This is a genomic window from Hyphomicrobium sp. (genome assembly GCF_019744875.1).
Classification (GTDB): domain Bacteria; phylum Pseudomonadota; class Alphaproteobacteria; order Rhizobiales; family Hyphomicrobiaceae; genus Hyphomicrobium_C.
In genome coordinates this window covers 1-17,533 of record NZ_JAIETU010000020.1, presented here as the reverse complement: position 1 = coordinate 17,533, position 17,533 = coordinate 1, and the positions used below count along the sequence as shown (strand labels likewise).

The 17,533-nt window shown below is 61.9% G+C and carries 17 protein-coding genes; 5 read left to right on the top strand and 12 right to left on the bottom strand.

Features of this window, described 5'->3' with window-relative positions:
- Positions 1-2 precede the first annotated feature (2 nt).
- From K2Y42_RS20920 to K2Y42_RS20900, 5 genes are all read left to right on the top strand, one after another.
- A complete protein-coding gene (locus tag K2Y42_RS20920) occupies positions 3-671 on the top strand; it encodes a hypothetical protein (RefSeq protein WP_291156641.1) in 669 nt (222 codons plus the stop codon).
- Positions 668-1,624 carry a hypothetical protein gene (locus K2Y42_RS20915; protein ID WP_291156639.1) on the top strand — a complete coding sequence of 319 codons (957 nt, stop codon included), beginning with the start codon at positions 668-670 and terminating at the stop codon, positions 1,622-1,624. The genes K2Y42_RS20920 and K2Y42_RS20915 overlap by 4 nt, the downstream gene beginning before the upstream one ends.
- Before the next feature lie 22 nt (positions 1,625-1,646).
- Entirely contained in the window at positions 1,647-2,453 is an 807-nt protein-coding gene (locus tag K2Y42_RS20910) for a hypothetical protein (RefSeq protein WP_291156636.1), read from the top strand.
- 57 nt (positions 2,454-2,510) lie between these two features.
- Positions 2,511-3,461: a toll/interleukin-1 receptor domain-containing protein gene (locus K2Y42_RS20905; RefSeq protein ID WP_291156633.1), complete on the top strand. Its 951-nt coding sequence runs from the start codon at positions 2,511-2,513 to the stop codon at positions 3,459-3,461.
- Positions 3,462-3,717: 256 nt separating this feature from the next.
- Positions 3,718-3,954, top strand: a complete 237-nt coding sequence (locus K2Y42_RS20900) for a hypothetical protein (RefSeq protein ID WP_291156630.1) — start codon at positions 3,718-3,720, stop codon at positions 3,952-3,954.
- Position 3,955: 1 nt separating this feature from the next.
- Here K2Y42_RS20900 and K2Y42_RS20895 read toward each other — a convergent pair whose 3' ends face one another.
- The 12 genes from K2Y42_RS20895 to traC are packed head-to-tail and all read right to left on the bottom strand — an operon-like array spanning position 3,956 to position 17,447.
- Positions 3,956-6,901, bottom strand: a complete 2,946-nt coding sequence (locus tag K2Y42_RS20895; protein ID WP_291156627.1) for a conjugal transfer protein TraG N-terminal domain-containing protein — start codon at positions 6,899-6,901, stop codon at positions 3,956-3,958.
- A 30-nt stretch (positions 6,902-6,931) separates the two neighbouring features.
- Positions 6,932-8,377: a conjugal transfer protein TraH gene (locus tag K2Y42_RS20890; protein WP_291156624.1), complete on the bottom strand. Its 1,446-nt coding sequence runs from the start codon at positions 8,375-8,377 to the stop codon at positions 6,932-6,934.
- 17 nt (positions 8,378-8,394) lie between these two features.
- A complete protein-coding gene (gene traF / locus K2Y42_RS20885; RefSeq protein WP_291156621.1) occupies positions 8,395-9,222 on the bottom strand; it encodes a conjugal transfer protein TraF in 828 nt (275 codons plus the stop codon).
- A 5-nt stretch (positions 9,223-9,227) separates the two neighbouring features.
- Entirely contained in the window at positions 9,228-9,569 is a 342-nt protein-coding gene (locus tag K2Y42_RS20880) for a hypothetical protein (RefSeq protein ID WP_291156618.1), read from the bottom strand.
- A 38-nt stretch (positions 9,570-9,607) separates the two neighbouring features.
- Complete coding sequence (locus K2Y42_RS20875; RefSeq protein WP_291156615.1) at positions 9,608-10,804, bottom strand: conjugal transfer protein TraN; 1,197 nt, start codon at positions 10,802-10,804, stop codon at positions 9,608-9,610.
- Entirely contained in the window at positions 10,801-11,781 is a 981-nt protein-coding gene (locus K2Y42_RS20870) for a hypothetical protein (protein ID WP_291156612.1), read from the bottom strand. Before K2Y42_RS20870 ends, K2Y42_RS20875 begins: the two co-directional genes overlap by 4 nt.
- Positions 11,778-12,494, bottom strand: a complete 717-nt coding sequence (trbC, locus tag K2Y42_RS20865; RefSeq protein WP_291156610.1) for a type-F conjugative transfer system pilin assembly protein TrbC — start codon at positions 12,492-12,494, stop codon at positions 11,778-11,780. Before trbC ends, K2Y42_RS20870 begins: the two co-directional genes overlap by 4 nt.
- On the bottom strand, positions 12,478-13,488 hold the full coding sequence (traU, locus tag K2Y42_RS20860) for a conjugal transfer pilus assembly protein TraU (RefSeq protein ID WP_291156607.1): 1,011 nt from the start codon (positions 13,486-13,488) through the stop codon (positions 12,478-12,480). The genes trbC and traU overlap by 17 nt, the downstream gene beginning before the upstream one ends.
- A complete protein-coding gene (traW, locus tag K2Y42_RS20855) occupies positions 13,475-14,131 on the bottom strand; it encodes a type-F conjugative transfer system protein TraW (RefSeq protein WP_291156662.1) in 657 nt (218 codons plus the stop codon). Before traW ends, traU begins: the two co-directional genes overlap by 14 nt.
- Positions 14,112-14,648, bottom strand: coding sequence for a S26 family signal peptidase (locus tag K2Y42_RS20850; protein WP_291156604.1), 537 nt, complete (start codon positions 14,646-14,648; stop codon positions 14,112-14,114). The genes traW and K2Y42_RS20850 overlap by 20 nt, the downstream gene beginning before the upstream one ends.
- Positions 14,649-14,655: 7 nt before the next feature.
- Positions 14,656-15,021 carry a hypothetical protein gene (locus tag K2Y42_RS20845; RefSeq protein WP_291156601.1) on the bottom strand — a complete coding sequence of 122 codons (366 nt, stop codon included), beginning with the start codon at positions 15,019-15,021 and terminating at the stop codon, positions 14,656-14,658.
- Positions 15,018-17,447: a type IV secretion system protein TraC gene (traC, locus tag K2Y42_RS20840; protein ID WP_291156660.1), complete on the bottom strand. Its 2,430-nt coding sequence runs from the start codon at positions 17,445-17,447 to the stop codon at positions 15,018-15,020. The genes K2Y42_RS20845 and traC overlap by 4 nt, the downstream gene beginning before the upstream one ends.
- Positions 17,448-17,533: the final 86 nt, after the last annotated feature.

Sequence of the window (17,533 nt, the reverse complement as noted above, 5' to 3'; positions counted from 1 at the left end):
AGATGGCGAAGAAGACTGCGGGCTCTCCGTCGCTGAAAGCCGAGAACGGCAAGGCCATTTGGCTGCTGGTAAGTGCCGATATCGTCGCAATTGTCTTGCTGCTCACGGGTTTCACGTTTAGTCAGGCGTCACTTTCAGAGCTTGCGCAATCGGCCTTCGTTCGAGGTTTGCTCTTTGCCGCCGTCGGACCGCTGGTCGCAGTCTTCCTAAATGACCTTTTGCCATCTAACGCCAAGGCGTCAATCGTCTTCTGGCGGATTAAAGACGCGCTCCCAGGTCACCGCGCGTTTAGCGAGCACGCGGAAGCCGACCCCCGCATTGATATTGCTGCGCTGAAGAAAAGAGTTGGAGAGTTCCCCAGAAACCCTAGGGATCAGAATAGTAGCTGGTACAGACTGTTCCAGAAGTACCAGTCAAATGTCACGATCATCGACTCGCATAAGCGATTCCTTCTCTTCCGAGACTCATCCAGTCTAACGCTCCTAATCCTCGTCATCGCTTGGCTAGCATCCGTGTTGGCGAAGGCGCCAGGTGGTCTGCAAGCAACGGTTGCAGGCGGCTTGGCGGTGCAATTTCTCTGGCTCGCCGTATCAGCTCGAAATACCGGTATACGACTTGTTCAAAACGTCTTGGCGCTGGAGGCGAGCGATGATGGAGGGAAGAGGATGTGACAGCCCGTTCCATCATTACCAGGTTCCGCGCTTATCAGCTTGGCACGGCCGGCGCTTCCTTTTCTCTTTTTGTCGATGGCACCTTCACCGTGCTTGAAGCAAGGTTGACCGACCTGAGTCGCCCAAATTTGGACCGGGAGCTTGCAGAGTGCGGGAAAAGCGCCGTCGACGTGCTTCACATCACCGGTTGGGATCAAGATCATTGCGCACTGGCTGACCTTGAAGAAATACTCTCACGTTATAAGCCAACGACGATCGAGTACCCGGGATATCCGCCGCACAGCGACACCGCGAATGACTGCTTGACGGTTATTCAGAATTACCGGACGACGAATGCGAGAAAGGGGCGCACTGTCAAGTGCATTGCCGTCAACCCTGAGTACATCAAGGGCCTGAAGAGTGCCGAAGATCTGGCGTACCGAGACGTCGTGTACCACCCGCGCGTCTTGCTGGATGGTGACTCAAACAACAATTCGACCGTCAAGTTGTTTCGCCAGGGCTGCTTCAACGTCGCCAGCCTGGGCGATGTGGAGGACACGAACATCGGGGCATATCTACGTCGCTGCAAGGTTTTCAAACGCGAGGTCGATGTCCTGCTGCTTGCACATCATGGAGCTGACTGCCCGACCAATTCAAAGACGTTCTTCGAGTCGGTCCAGCCGAAGATAGCTGTCTGCGGGAGCCAGTTTGACAATCAGTTCGAGCACCCCAAGCCGGAGGTTTGCCAGAGACTCTTTGATCTGGGCATCCCTATAATGACAACGAAAACGGGCGACGTGCTTATTCGATCGCTGCCACCACACTCGCAGAAGTTCCGAGCGACAAATCTGATCGCCAATTCGACGAAGGTCTCCAGAGAGCTCGACTTCGTGACACGAAAGAGTCACTGGCTTTCGATGAATGGCGACACTCTGCGCAATCTGTATCGGCCGGGCTTCAAAGGCTTTCGGTAGGAATATGCACTGAGGGAGCGACATGGAGTTGAATATATTCGATGTCGAGCACGGGGCCTGCGCGTTGCTTACCTGCGATAACGGTACTCGTCTGATGATTGACTGCGGGCACAACGGGGACACCGGATGGAGCCCCGGGCGTTACCTGCGTGATCAAGGCATATCGCGCCTTGAGATGCTGGCGGTCACGAACTACGACGAGGATCATGTCAGCGGTTTGCCGGACTTGCTGCAGAACGTGGACGTCGAGTGGCTGTGGCGAAACCGGTCGGTGACGCCAGAGATCATTCGCCAACTCAAATCTGAAGACGGTATGGGTCGCGGCATAGAGGCCTTAGTAGGCATGGCTTCAAACTATACCGGCGGGACAGAAGCAACCCCACCGACGTTCTTAGGAATAGAGCGGCTGGCGTTCTACAACGATTACCCGGAGTTTGACGATGAGAATAACCTGAGCTTGGTTGTTCATCTCCGAATTGCAGGCATCAATTTCCTGTTTCCTGGTGACCTCGAATCGGTAGGTTGGAAAGCACTGCTTCGTCAGCCTGCTTTCCAGAAAGTCGTGTCCGAAGTGCATGTCCTGATCGCATCGCATCACGGCCGCGAGAACGGAATCTGCACGGAAATCTTCGACATATACGGTTGCAATCCATTCTACGTTCTGATATCTGACAAAGGTTATATGTACGACACCCAGAAGACCGTTCCTTACTATCGAAGCAAAGCCCGAGGGGGACCATTTCGGGGAGAAACGAGGCATGTTCTGACGACGAGAAATGACGGAAGGATCTCGTTCGTCTTTCAAGAAGGAAAATGGTGGCCGCAGTGACGGGATGGAGAACTCCAGCGTGCTGAAGTGCAGGAGCGTGAAGTGCGAGGATGGCGAATGAGCGCCCCCAGGGTGTTTATTAGTCACGCCAGCGAAGATAAGGATCGCTTTGTCGTCGATTTTGCTCGTCGATTACGCGAGAACGGCGTCGATGCTTGGCTTGATCAATGGGAGATGAAACCGGGCGACAGTTTGGTAGATAAGATTTTCGAGGAAGGACTGAAGCAGGCGCGGGCTGTCATCGTCGTCTTGTCTAAAGTTAGCGTTCTGAAGCCCTGGGTGCGGGAAGAGTTGAATGCTTCCATGGTCAACAGAATTAGTCGGGGAACAAAGTTGATACCCGTCGTCATTGACGAATGCGATGTCCCTGAGAGCCTTCGATCTACGGTTTGGCAGCGGGTCGATGATGTCAAGGACTACGGTGAAAGCTTGCAGCGAATTTTGTCGGCTATTTTCGACGTAAGCGACAAGCCGTCGATTGGCAAGGCACCTGCGCGGTTTGTCGGTGCAGAGCCATTGATCCCTGGCCTGTCGCGCGTTGACGACTTGGCGTTGCGTGTAATTGCCAGGTTGGTAGTCGATGAGGACTCGGGTATTGTGGAGTGGGATCGACTGCGAACGGAGGCATCGCTCCGGGAAGTCCCGCAGCAAGAACTGCTCGACTCTCTGGAGATTCTCGAACAGCACTACTTGCTCAAGATCGGTCGGGTCATCGGGGCCCCACTCTCTCACCTCGTACTAACGGATTTTGGATTTCAGCAGTACGCAGAGGCGTACGTCGACGATTATCAGGACGTGGTGAATCAGATCGCCGCGTTACTGGTTAACGAGAACGTGAGGCAGAACGACATACTTGCAGGCCGTGTTAAGAAGCCTGTGTCGTTCGTCGACTTTGTTTTGAACCTGATGGAAGGCAACAACCACATCAAAGTCTCGAAGTCCATCGGCGGCCAGTCGCACGTGTGGGAGGTGTCCGCATCGCTACGACGGGCGCTGCAGCAAGGGTAGGGTTCGATGCAGGCACGACGCATTTCTCATCGACGACCAGCTTACAGGGGCAGAGAGGTCCCTTGGTGGACGGAAGTTCGAGCGTGCCCTGTTGTTCCAGTGGTTTGATTCATTGCCGATGCGTTGAGGCTGCGCCTACGTGGCGCCCAGTTGGTGCGCCTTCGCTACAGGCACGTGTTCCCAGACTTCACGCTGCCTCGTGTCATTGGTGAGCGTAGAATTTGCGGTGAACATTAAGAATCGAGCAGGCTAGTACATGTCCGGTAAAAGCAGACTATCGAGCTTCTTGGCAAGTCTCGCGACACAGGTTCGCGCTGCCATCCATGTGGGCGTGCCCGCTGACGACGCGTCGGGAAAGCGCCAATCTAATGCATTCGAATCGACGCTTGGTTTGGCGGATGCACAACAATGGGACGACGCGCCCGGCCGCATGACGAGAAACGGCCTCGGGAGTCTTGAGGTCGGCGCGGGCAAGACACGAGTTGAAGAGTAGCTCACCGTTCACCGATTGCGCCACCGCGATCCTTTCTCAGGCGGTTGACGTTGTCGACGGTTCCGGGGTTCGCGGGTGGTGTCGCCGGTTCTGATCTGGGACCCGCGACCGGAACGCCGTCTTTGTCGAAGTGCCATTCGCCGATCGGCTCAATTTTTGGCGCGGTGCCGAGGTTCGGCTCGCTCGCGTTGGCGCCCACCGTATCCCAGACGGCTCGGTTGCCGCCGTGGTTGGGACTGATCTTGCCGATACGCACCGAGGCTTTGTAGTTCTCGCTGAGAGTGCCGGCGTCCTGCGAGACTTGCGTGCGACCGTTGTCGACCTTTGCCTTGGTATCGGTTTTGCTGGCACCGACGCGTCCGGCCAGGTCGTTGCCTACTACTTGGCCGGGTACGGCGCGTTGCTGACCCTGGCGAGCGCGGATCTCGGATTCATTTGCCGATGCCTGTTGGCCGAGTGCGGTGCCGTCCATCGCGCGCCGGTTGGCGTCGTACTGCTCTCGCAGCGATGTGTCGGGCCAGCCCATGGTTTCCGGCAGCGGCCGTGACGGACCGAGCGGACTGTCGCCGGGGACGTAGCCGACTGCCGAACTGCCGCCGCGGGCGTAGGAGTAGGCGATTTCGGTGACCGCTCGCTGCAGCTTGATCGGGTCTTCCTCGCGCAGGAGCCCGCGCTCCGCGAGACGCCGCGCCGCGTAGTTGGTGAAGTCGGTCTGCGTGCCGCTGCTCCACTCGCGCATGAACTGCGCCGTGCGTGCAAGTTCGCGGGCTCGGCCAAAGGCGTTCTCGCTGGAGATCTGTCGCTCGCTGGCATCGCGGAAGGACGTATCGTAACCAGCGGTGGATGTGGTGCGATTGCCACGCGCCCACTGATAGGCCTCCGAGGACCGGAAGTCCTTGATCAGGGCGCTCGCTTCCGTGAGCTGCGCGCTTTCTGCGGCCTTTCGGGCGAAGTCGTAGGCGCTTTGGAGGGTCTGTTGGTCAGTGTGTCTGCCTTCCGCTCTCGCTTGGGCGCCGATTTGGGTGAGCGGAATGCTGGCCCCAACGGAAGCCGACGCCGCGACGCTCTTGCCTACGGTCGAGTCGTCACTCAAGCCCAGGCGTCGATTCACGTCGCGCGCAATCGAGTTGAGGGCCTGAAATTGCGTGCTGGTCGAGCCGCCGTCGGACATGCTCGTGGCACCCGATCTCAGTTGCGAGCGCTCGTAGCTTTCCTGGATGCCCAGCGCGCGGCTCAGCGCGGTGGCTTGGCTGCGCTGCATGGCCTCGCGCTCGGTGCGTGCCAGTGTCTCGGCTTCGCGAGCGCTTTCGCCGATGGCGTTCGCCTGACGTTCGGTGACCGTGAACGTGCTGGTCAACCGGCTTAGGGTGGCCTGATAGCGGAAGACACCTGCATCCGGCCCGACGCCTTGAATCGTCGTACCGTGGGCGTCGCTCGTGGTGGACATAAACGCGGAGGATCGGGTCGGGGCGAGCTGCTGCTGGTCGAAGGAGACGTTGTCCTGGCTGACGTTGCCTTTGCTGGTCGCGCTGGATTCGCCGGATACCGCCGACTGGATCGGGCCGACGCCTGTGACGGCCTGGAATGCGACTTCGCCGCCCTTGATAATGGCGGTGGCGATGATCGGGATGGAGATCACCATGTAGCCTGCCACGGCTTGGTCGGAGATCGCGCCGTGGTAGATGCTGGACGCGGTTTCGAGAGCCAGGCCCTGTGCTGCAGCACCCATGCGTGCCGCGGCCTCGAGGTTTTTGGCGCTGGCGAGCGTGGCGACGTAATTGAGGATTGCGTATAGCGGCGGCCAGAGCTGGATCCAGACCAGGCTCAGGACGAAGCTCTTGATTGCGAGGCCCAGACCGCGTCCCTGGGCGAGTAGGAAAAGCAGGAACACGAAGGGGAAGACTGCGTAGATGATGGCCTCGATGACGTTGCGCACCAGCGGCAGCGCTTGCTCGGCGATCTTGCCCATGGTCAGGAACGACGAGTTGATCGAGGCTGTGGCGTTGGCACGAGATGTCGCGATCATCAGCGAGGCGGGATCGTTGATTTTCTGGCCGACGATGCTGCTCGTGTCCTGAACCAGGTTGATCATGATGTTCTGGCGGAGCAGGTCGGCAGCGCTTTGCGCAGCGGTGGCAATCTTGGTCTTGTAGTAAGCCTGTTCGACCTGACCATCGATCAGGGTTTGTGCGACCGTCGGATCGAGGGATGGGTTCATCTGAAATGCCAGCACTGCGCGGGCGCGGGCGACTTCCGCCGGCAGGCGGTTGGCGAGATAGGTGTAGACGTTCGGACAGGTGTCCACCTGTACCGGGTTGCCATAGGTGGAAAATCGCGCCGGATTTGGCGTGCCCATCAGCGACCAGATGTCCGTGCTGCGGGAGAACGCGGCCGGCTCGATGGTGCCGTCCTGCAGGTCGTAGGTGGTGCAGTTGTAGATGAATGCGATGAGATCGGTACGCAGCTGGGGATCAGCGATGTTCGCCGAGCGGGATGCCTGGATCAGGCGGTTGCCGAACATCACGCCGTTCTTCTGGTAGGCGAGTTCCGCGGGCAATTGGGCGGTGCTCGTCGGAATGACCTGGAACGCAGTCTCGAAGAAACGCGTCATCACGTCCCCCACCTTGCTTGTGTAATGGCCAAAGAACGCGACGCCGATCGGCACGTTGCCGACCACCACCGGGGTTTGGCTTCCCAGCTTGTCGACGATGACCACATCGCTCTTGGGGACGAAGAGGGCGTAGTAGAGAAACAGGAAGCCCATCAGCCAGCCCCAGCCATGGAAGCGCCCCGGCGTGAAAAGCCCCGCCACGGCCGCCACCAACACACCGGTCACGGCAACGGTCTTGATCAGGCCGAAATAGTCGTCGCCGCCCATGATAGCGGCGATGGCGTTGAACACCCCGGTCAGGGTATCGACATTGCCGTAGGCATAGATTTCGAACATGGATGCGCGGTGCTGGCCAGACCGCGCGGGTCAGGAGCCGCGTGCGCCCGAATTGGCGCTGAAATCGAGCATGGCCTTGACCGCCGGTGGCATCGAACTCCAGAGCTGCCGTTCGAGGTTTTGCAGGTCCTGGGTCATGGAGGACACCGAGCGGACTTTCGCGTAGGCGGTCTGCTTCTCGGCGAGGATCTGCCGCTGTGCTTCCTGCGCGCTTGTACGCAGCGCTTCAACGTACTGTTGTTCGATCGCCGTGCGCTTGAGCGCCTGCGAGAGAGCGGAAAGCGCCTGGCGAATCGCGCGGTTGAGGAAGGTTTCAGCGTAGTCGAGCGCGATCACGTCCTTGTAGGTCTCGATCAGCGTCTCGGCGGTATTGGAGCCAGGGACCGCATTGGCGACAGCCAGCATCTTGTAGACAGGCTCCGTCGTGTTGTTGATGAAACCGATATCGGCCGCCGTCTGCGGCGTGCGGGTGACGATATTGTCCGACATGCGGCGTAGCCGCTCGGACACCATGCGCGTGTAGGGCTTTGCAGAGACGGTCGTGCGCGTCGGATTGAGGCACTCGGCCGGCTCGTCACAGGCGTAGACCTCGATGTCGACATTGCCCTCGGTTGCGGAGTCGCCGCGTCCGAGGAGCAGGTCGCGCAGTCCGACGATGCTGGGTTCAAGGTAGCGCGGCATTGCGCCGCTGCCGTCGTCCGCCGGGGGATAAAGGATCACGGTGCCGATCACGCTCATGATCAGCTCTTTTTCCTGCTGGCTGATCGTACCGCCGACCTGGTTCAATGCGAGCCACATGACGTTGCCTTTGACGAAGGTGGCATTGCGGACGTTCGGGTCGCTCGAATTGGCTGCGTTCTTCACCACCGATGGAGCGTTGGTCGCGCAGGTGAAGCGCGCGTCGGCCCGGTCGGTGACGCTACCCAGATACTGCGCGATGTTCGCGCAGCCGCTTTGCACCGAGTTGTCGAATTCGCCGACGATGCCGTTGACCAGAGACTGCGCGGCTTCGCAGGAGTTGATGTTCATCGCGTTGATCTTGTTGATCTGGTCCTGCAACTCGGTCAGGAGCTTGTCGATATCCGGCGAGATCGACTGCAGCGCGAGCTTGAACGCGTAGCCCACCGCGTTGGAGCCGATATTTTGAAGGAGGGCGACGAACTGCTGCTTGTTAATGAAGGAGAACGCGCCGCCGAAGATGTCGATGCCGCCGCAGCCCGCGCGCAGGCTTGGCAGTTGGGCGTTGACCAGCGGGTAGTTCTTCCCCGGCGCGCGCATCATGAGACTGCCGCCGGTATAGAGATTCATCGCCTGACCGCGGAAGGCGCCGGGCGAGGTCACGTTGCCCAATGCACCCATGTCGTTGAACATGGCCTGCATTTCGGCATTGAGGTTGGCAGGCTGGCCGGCAATGGGCGCTGTCGCGAGCGAGATCGCGAGGAGAACTGCCAGCAGCTTCTTAGGTCGGGTTGGCATGGGGCGTCCTTGTGTCGCTATAACGGGCTTTCTCGCGGGTCCTGGGCGAATGCGGCGATTCGCTCCAGGAGTTCCGTCATCGCCATGACACCAAAGCCCACCGGGCGGATCTGGCGCTTGGATGGGGCGGTGAGATAGAGGGCCGGCACCACCGAGGCGTTGAGGCGGGTGGCGATGCCGTTGTCGAGTTGTGGATTCGGGTATTCCGGCAGGCCGCGACCATCGAGGCTCACCGGGAACACGGTCATCCCGAATTCCTGTTCGAAGCGTTTGAGGATGGGCGCGAAGCGATGGCAATATGGACAGTCGCTCCTGAAGATGAAGAGCAGCCCGTGCGTTGATGCGAGGCTTCGTACCACCTGCGCCTGGCGCGCCTGCTGTTGTTCGTCGAAGGCGCCGATGGCCATCGCGTTGGTCGGTCGTCCGGACAGGCTGTAGTCAAGCTCGGGTATGGTCCAGACGAGGCGCTGCCAGCGCTCCGAGAACACCTCGGACTTGTCCATCACCAGCCGCTGGTAGCGCATGTAGGCGAGCAGGTTCGCATCCGTGGGATTCATGACCGCGACGCGCTTCAAGTCTTCGAGTTTCTTCTGCATGGCCTCGAAGGCGGTCAATTCCGGCGGGCGGCTCTGCGGGGGCGGCGAACGCTTGGGAGGTGTCGCCGCCGCCGGCGGATCGCGGTACCAGAACCAGCCTTCGCGATTGCGCAGCCAGTAGGTTGCGCTGGTCTCCGGATCCATCTCGGTGCCGATCACGCCGGGCGAGGCAATGCCATCTTCGGCAGAAAGCGTGATGCCCGGCAGGACGGCAATGGACAACACGGCAATCGCAAGCAAGATGCGCATCTCTATCACCGCTTGTCCGGGAAGCGGCCGTCACGGCAGTAGCTCACCTGATAGACCAGTTCCTTGTCGCTGCGCTGTGCCTTCTCCAGCACGTCCTTCTGGCGAGTCTTCACCTCCAGACGGCTGCATCCCGGCTGGGGCAGGGGGTGCAGCGCCTGCACGTCAATCTCGATCGGGGTGCGGGCATCGAACTTCTGGCGCAGGTAGGTGGCTGATTCGCCGACCAGCAGGCCGTGCGCCGCGCCGTGATCGATGGCCCGCAGCAGCAGCGGCTTGATCTCGGTGACTTCCATGCGCGCGAGGGGTTGAGCCGATGTGCCGTGCGCGAGCACCAGGCAGACGAGCATGCCTGCCCATTGGAGTTTCGAAGTGTGGATGGAGGGCATCATGGGCCGAAGTAGCTGTTGACCTTCTGTTGGGCGCGAGAGCGCATCGCACCCGCATCGGGGAGTGTCGGCGCGATCTCGGCGTAGAACTCCGTCAGGTTCATCCGCGAGAAATCGAGCGATTGCAGTTGGGTGACCGTGAATCCACCGCAATCGGGGTTCTGCGGACCGCCCCAGCCCCGGCCGAGTTGGCCGCGGCCTTGCTCGTTCAGGATGCGCGCGAGCCGCGAGTTGAAACAGCAGTAGGATTCGGTGGTCTCGACGCAGAGGCGGATGATCGGCAGGCGAGACGAGCAGTAGCTCCCGACGCCGTGGCAGAGCCGGTTGTCCCGCTTCATGGCGAGGATCTGCTCGGCTTGCTCGCAGTCGAGAATCCCGGACAACTGGATCGCCAGCATGGCGATGGTCCAGGGGCCGGGTACCAATGTCTCGATGAAGGAAGCGACGGACAGATCGCCGGCAAGCAAGCCGGCGAGCGCGGATGAGCCGCCGCCGGCACCGAAGAGGGCTTCGAATCCGGCGATCACCATATCCGGTGCATCGGAGGTGAAGAGGGCATCGTAGGTGTAGCTCGATCCCACCGCACCCCAGACCTGTCCGCCAGCCCCGAGAATCAGGTTCAGGTTGGAGAAGAGCGAGCTGCTCGATCCCGCGCCCTTGCAGCAGTTCACGAGGCCGAAGAGTTTCTTCCGGCAACGGTTGTCGTAGCCGTTGAACACCACGAGGCTGTTTGGATCGACGTACTTTCCGGCCTCGCGCTGCACTTCCATCGCGGTCACCACTCGGGCGAAGTCCGCATCCGGTGCGCTGCCGGTGTCGAAGCAGCGCCCGTCAACGCAGAACTGCTGGCCGCCGCAGTTGGTGATGGTCGAAGTGGTTCCGCTCGATACTCTGCATTGCCATGTCTGCTCGTAGAGCATGCAGGCGCCCTGCGGGTTCGTATCCACACAGCTGGAGCCAACCTGGCTGCAGCCGCGATCGCGCAGCGGCTGGCAGTCATCCGTCATGGTTTGGGACACGCAGCTGTATTGCGCCCGATAGCGCCAGCAGTCCCGGTAGACCGGGTAGCCGCCGATATTGCGGGTTGCCGGACCCTCTACGCAGATCTCCGAGTTCTTCTGGCAGTCAGCGGCGCGAACCGGCGATGCCGCCGTGAGCAGTGTGAGAAACAGCACAGCCAGGACGCGCGTCATCATTGCGAGCGCGCCTCCAGCGCGGCGCACTGGTTGTCCCAGGTGTCGGTGAAGCTCACCGTGGTCGGCATGGCGAAGGTGCTCACGCCATAGAAGCTCGTGCCCTGGCAGGGGTTGTAGAACCACGCACCGATCGAGCAGTTCGCGCCCGAGCACGACTGGCTGTAGTAGGTCTGGTAGCAGAAGAAGCCGTCGATCTGCGACGGCCCCGGTGTCATGCCGATTTCGGTGTTCAGCGTGCCGGGCACGTACTGCGATCCCAGTTCCATGTAGATGCCGCCCGTAGACTTGGCGATCGTGAACGCGTGCATCAGGTAGTTGTTGGTCCCGCAGGTGAAGTCGTAGGCGAGGTAATCGATGCAGGCCGGACAGGGATCGGCGGTCACGCGCGTGAGGAACTGGCCGGGTGAGCAGCCGGGCGTCTGGATGGGAGTGACGATCAGGACCTTGTCGCAGCTCGTGCTTTCCATGGTCCGGTACTGATGGCAGGTCAGCGTCTCGAAAATGTCCGGGCTCGTGACGGTCTGCACGGTGCAGCCGCTGTAGGTGCCGGCGAGATTGCCCGCGATCGCCTGCGGGTCGGCGGTGATGGTCCTGGCGCGCGTGAGCAGCGGGTCGCTGGCGGTGATGCTGTAGTTGGGGCGCCGCGCCGGATTCGTTTGGGAGAAGTCCACTGCGTTGCAGCCCTGGTCGGCAAAGCCGCCCGCTGCACCGGGTCCGCCGGCGCAGGCGCCCACTCGCGCTGAGGATTGCGTACCCAGTCCGGGGCTGCCGAAGTAGGAGGTCTCCGGCGGCGTGGTCGTGTAATTGGGCACCGTGGACTGCGCAGTGCTGCCGCTGATCTGGCCGCGCGCCGCAGCGTTGCCGCTTCGGCCGAGCGCTGCGCCCTGGTTGAAGGCGTCCGAGAGCGACTGCGCTTGCGCGGGGAAGGTTCCGGCCGCGAGCGCCGTCAGGAGGATGAGCGCGAACCGGCCGTTCATGGCGATCCCCGCAAGCGCTTCAGGATCGGTTCCGCGAGCAAGGCCGCTTCCGGGCGGCGGCGCAGAATCGCTTCCAGCGCGTAATCGAGGCTGACATCGCCCGAGACGCTCACGAAACCGGCGGGAGTTGCGCAGCCGGAACTGCAAGTGCCCTGCGCGTCAGTGCCGGTCGAATCATTCAGCGCGAGGACGAAGGTGGGCGCCTGATGCACACCGAAGCGCGTGAATGCCTCGGGGTCGATGACCCAGGCCACCTTGCGCTCGCCGATGAGTTCGCCGACGACGGCGATGGTTTGCCGCATCGACTGGGACTTGAGGCCGCGCAGCACCAGCACCGCACCCGATCGAGCGGCCTGATCGGTCAAGAGCCGCAGGCTCGGGCGAGGCATCTCCAGCGTGATGAAGATTCGAAGTGGCGTAGTCGGCGATCCGGGCGCGGCGCTGATGCCCTGCAGGCGAAGATTGTTTCGGCCAATCGCCTCGATATCGATGGCATCGGTTCGCGGGTTCACCCGCGGTGGCTGCAGAATCGGCTGCGAACCGAGTCGATTGGCGTCCGGGAAAGGATGTGCCTTCAGCGCCCGATCCATGTCCTGCGCATTTGGCCACGTCATCGGCGACGGGGTGGCGAACTGAGGCGCTTGCGCCAATGCCGCGCAGGGCACGAGGCCGGCGAGGATGAAGGCCAGGAGTCGGTCAATACGCGCTGGCACAGCAATTCCTCTTGCGGAAAATCTGGTACGAGAAATCCTCGCCGGCGACGGGATATTCCTTGCCGGCGCCCCAGATCATCGTCGTGCGGCCGTAGGGCTGGCAGCACTGGCCGGCGTCCTTCTGCGTGTTGGGGACGGGATAGACCATCTGCAGCTTGTAGTGGGTCTTGTCCATGATTGGCTGCATGTAGTAGCCGCACATGCCCGCCGCGCCAGCCCCGTCAAATGTGGCAAGCTGCCGGTGCATCTTCGCAGTCATGCGCTGGGTAAGGAGAGCGGAGGCCTGCACGCCACCGATATGGGTGGCGACGTGTCCTGTCATCGGGTAGATCGACCCCTGGCATCCCGCGCACCAGAACAGGCTCGCGATACCAAGTCCGGCGGTGGAGGCGACGCAGTCGGCGGCACAGGCTGCTTTCGCCGGCGCGTTGGCGAAGAGCACGGCTTCCGGATTGAGGATGGCCGTCAGTTCATCATCGGCCCACAGGGGATCGACTTCGGTCAGGTACACAAGATCGAGCGAGCCCTTCTCCAGGCAGGGAAAGTCGAGCAGCACTTCGAGCCAGTAGAGAATCGGATTGGCATACCAGTGCACGTGGTAGAAGCTGTTGCGTGTCTGGCTGTCGTGGCCCACCTGCGCACCGCGCGGCACATCGACGCCCGGATCGATGGCAATCCCGCCGAGGCCCACCATGCAGAACGGCGTGCGCGTCACGTCAACGAGGCGCACCGGCTCCCAGAAACCGATCGATACGCCGATCCGGGGCGGATTGCTGCAGAAGCAGATCGGATTGGATGGGTTGCCGGAGTCATCCTGGCCGTCACCGATCAGTGACGCCGATCCGATGGTGAGTGGAAACACGCAACTCCAGCAGATGTCCGTGATGGGGTTCATGAATCGACCGTGACAGGCCGGACCGGCAGATGCCGGCGTAGCGATCCAGAGGCTCACGATCAGGATGAGGAAGACGACGAGGCGGCTACAGGAGTTCATCAATGCGCAACCTCCTGTCTTCCTGCGAAACGAGTGCCGGCACGTGACGGATGCCGAGCTTCTCGGCCAGGCTTCCCTGCTGGTCGAAGAACACGGGCTGCTTCCAGCGACGCATGAGGTCCAGATATGAGCCCCCGGTCAGAATCACTTTCAGCCGCCCGCCGCGCTCGTCGAGGATTCGTTTGGCGCGTCCAACCTGCGCGGGGTCGCGCGCGTCGATGAAGAGCAGTTGCTTCGATAGCGACACCGTGTCGAGCGGGTTGACCCGAGTGCCGGGCGCGACAATCAATCGGCCATCGGCATCGGTGATCGCGTAGGGCACGACGATGCTGGGGTCATAGTAGAAGCTGCGCGCCTTTGTGACTTTGGTGATTGCCGTGACGGGCGCGGGTTGCTCGATGCTGCGCTTCACTCTTGCTTGCGTGTCCCGCTGCATTTTCGCGAGCGCGCCGGAGCTCTCCGCATCGCGCAGCTTCGCAAGTATCACGTCGAGAAGGCTCGGCTCCGCGATCGGATACACCGGACCGATCCGCCCAATGTCCTGCGCGGCTGTCCCGACGGACCACAGGATCGCGGCCAGCGTGAGAATCCGGCGAACCTCACTACGAAGGGTGTCGTGAGTTTCAGAACAGCGCATAGGCACGTCCAATGATCTGGTCTTCGGCAATCCAGCCTGTCAGCGCATACCGCGAGTCGAGGCTGTCGGGGTGCGGCGCGCGCACGTAATACCGGCCCGGCGGAAGTACGCCGACGGGGCCGATTTCTAGGGGCAGGCCCTTGCGGCTGACTGCTTTTGCCGTACCGACCGCGATGTCGTTGACGTAGTAGTCGCGGTCGATGCGTGTCACGTGGTCTCCGGCGATACCGCCGACAATCTTCACGAAGGTGACGCCGGCCGGGTAGGGACCGCCGCCCGGCCAGCGGAAGGCTACGTACTGGCCGCGCTGCGGAAGCTCGCCCTTGTGGATGAGGAACAGGCGGTTCGGCAGGCTGGGCGAGGCATTGAGCCCGAAGCGGAAGTTCGCCTGGAACGCGGCTGCCGCGACGGCCAAGGCCAGCCAGGCGATCCGCCAACGGCGCGCATGATTGGCGAGCCGCTCGCGGAACGCCGCGCGCTCGAAGCGCTCGATGAACGGACGATGGACGAAGAGAAGCCGCATGGCCGTCCTACAAGCCGAGGCGCCGACGCACTTCCGGCGTGAGATCGGGAAGCTGCGGTGCGGGTCCTACGACCGCGCCGCGGGCCAGTATCAGGCAGCGGCATTCCTCTGGCAGCGACTCGATCAGACGGGTCACTTCCAACCCGAAGGCGGCGGCATGTTTCAGTGCCTGGGCGCGGTCCTCGTTGGATGCATCGCGCTTCACCAGCACGGTGGCGACCTGGGTTTCCTTCAACCGGTACAGTTCACCCACGTCGAGCACCGCGAGCGCAGGGCTGGTGCGCGGCGCGAACCAGCGCGCGTAGGCGCCCACGATGCTTGCGCTCAACAGCAGGTTGGCGAAGAGCAGCAGAGCGACAGACCGGAGGTTCACGCCAGCCCCCGGTCGCGCAGCACGGCATCGATGGCCTGCGAAACGTCCATTCCATCGGCGCGTTTCTCGTTGATGGCATTGAAGTCCTCGGCCCGGCTGGAAAAGAGCAGCAGACTGTAGGGATCGACAATCAGTCGCCCGATGCCGTTGCCGACCGGCGAATGGATGAAGATCTCCGAGTAGGCGCCGTGCTCAGTGCGCAGCGACTGCAGCAGGCGTTTCATGGCGTCGTCCATGGTCAGTTGTCCGAGCTTGTCCATCATCTCGATGGATTCGGTTTTCTGGCGCAGCAGGAACATCCAGTCCGAATTGTCGAGCGCGGCCTTGGCGGCCGGGTTGCGGTAGTAGTCGTCCACACCCTGGGTGGCCGACATGAAAGCCCCCTTGTACTTGCGGGCACGCCGGTAGCCGGCCTCGATGAACTCGGTAGTGGCGCCGCCCGAGAGAAGGTCCCAGGCCTCGTCGATGATCACGATCTTCTTGCGTTCGCGGCTGAAGTACATCTCACGGGTGATGCGGTACATGACGATCAGCAGCACCACGGTTTGCAGATCTTTCTTCGCCTTCAATTCCTCCAGTTCGAGCACGATGAAGTCGGAGCCGAAATCGATGGTGGCATCCGATTCGAAGTACTTGCCGTAGGCGCCGTCGCGCGTATAGGGGTGCAGCATCGCCGCGAGATCCTTCAGGCGGCGGTCTTCATCGCGGCTTTCCTCGTCGAGCCGGCCGGTGGCCAGCAGATCGTGCACGTCGGAGACGCGCATGGCATTGCCCTTGGCCTTCCAGGTCTTCTTGATTGCCGCACCGAGCGTCGAGTACTGGAAGCCGTCGAGCGGCTCGCGCGGGGAGACCATCTGGGCGAGCAGCGGCTGCAGGAGTTCCATGTCTTCGTCGATGTCCTGCACGAAGGTGAACGGATTCAGGGACAGGGCGGCGTTTTCGGTGAACTCGATGAAGCTGCCGCCGAAATTGCGGCAGGCCTTTTCGTAGGAGCGGCCGACGTCGATGATCCAGACGCGTGCGCCCGTGCCGAGGTAGGCGGCGGCGATTTCATTGAGCAGGAGCGACTTACCCGAGCCCGAAGTACCGGCGATCGCCACGTTGTAGTTACCCGCCGGGTTGTCGTACACATCGAGCTGCATGATCTGCCCGCGACGACCGCCGAAGACGAGCACCGGCGTTCCGGTGCCCTGCCACTCGGCGACCAGTGGCGCCAGGTGCACCGCGTTCGAGGAAGTTTTTGTGGACACGCGCTTCATGCGCTTGAGATCGGCGTGAAAAGGCGGCGAGAGTGTCATCGGTAACGAGCCGATCAGCGCCTGGGTCATCATCATGGTGTCGTTGGTGAGTTCGAACCCGCGTGCGCGGAAGATCGAACGCGCGGCCTGTTCGGCGCGGGTGATGTCCTCGACGGGCGCGAAAAGCGCGACTTGATGGACGAGATCGACCAGCTGCTGGCCGTCGTCCATGGCTTTTAGAACGATGTCCCAGTCGGCCTTGCGTTCCTGCAGGTCGGGCAGAAAGCGCGCCATGTAGCTCGTCGCGTTCGTCGTTGCCCGCGCCGCCTTGAGGAAGGCCCAGTTGCGCGTCGCTTCCGCGTCAAGGACATGCACCCCGAGCGTGAGGAGAAAAGGACAGGGGTATTGCAGCGTGCCCTGGTACAGGTCGCCGATCAGGCTCCCCATATTCCAAAGCGCGAACCGCGGCGGATAGGAGCGCACCGACAGCAGCCGCAGTTCGCTGGTTGCCGCATCAGCGGGATTGGCCAGATCAATACCGGTCTGACGAATCCGCATGCGGGTCGCACGGTCGATCACCTGGTCGCGCAGCTCGCGGCCTTCGTCGTAGGTGAGGGGAATGCCGTCGCCGCCCTGGCGGTGTGGGTCAACGAGGGCGGAAACCCAGTTGACGAGATCGGCCGCCGTCCATGCGCGCGACGGAAATCCCGCGGCATGCAGAGTGGCGCGCAGGCTGTCGCGCAGTAGCAGCAGGTCGTCGAGGCGCGCGAGATCCTCCGCATTGCCGGGAATCGAAATGCTCACGACCAGACGAAAGTCGCGGAAGAGGTAGCTTTGTGCGGGCAGGAGAGAGGCTCGACTGCCGGCGAGGTAGTGCTCGACGCGGCGTCTTGCCATGGTGCGATGGATATTGGCGTGGCGCCCGGCACGGCCCAGCTGCGCGAATTCGGGAACCGCCTCATCCGGGAGCCGCAGGCCTGCGTAACGCGCAAGCGGACCGCGTATCGATGGGCTTGCGAAGAGATGGAACTGGATACCGGTGCCCGGGGGCGATGCGGCGTAGAGCGCAGTCAATACGCGTGCCATTTCCTCGTCGGCGCCGGACTGCGGGCGAACTTCCAGGCAAAAGCCGAGCGAGTCGCGGTTGACGAACACCTGCCGGTCTTCGATGTAGGCGCGATATGGCAGCCACTCCGAGAACGCTGCGGCGTCCCCGGCATTGAAGGTCGAAGGATCGGTCTGGCCGTGCAGCAGGTCCGTGGGCTTGGCGCTGG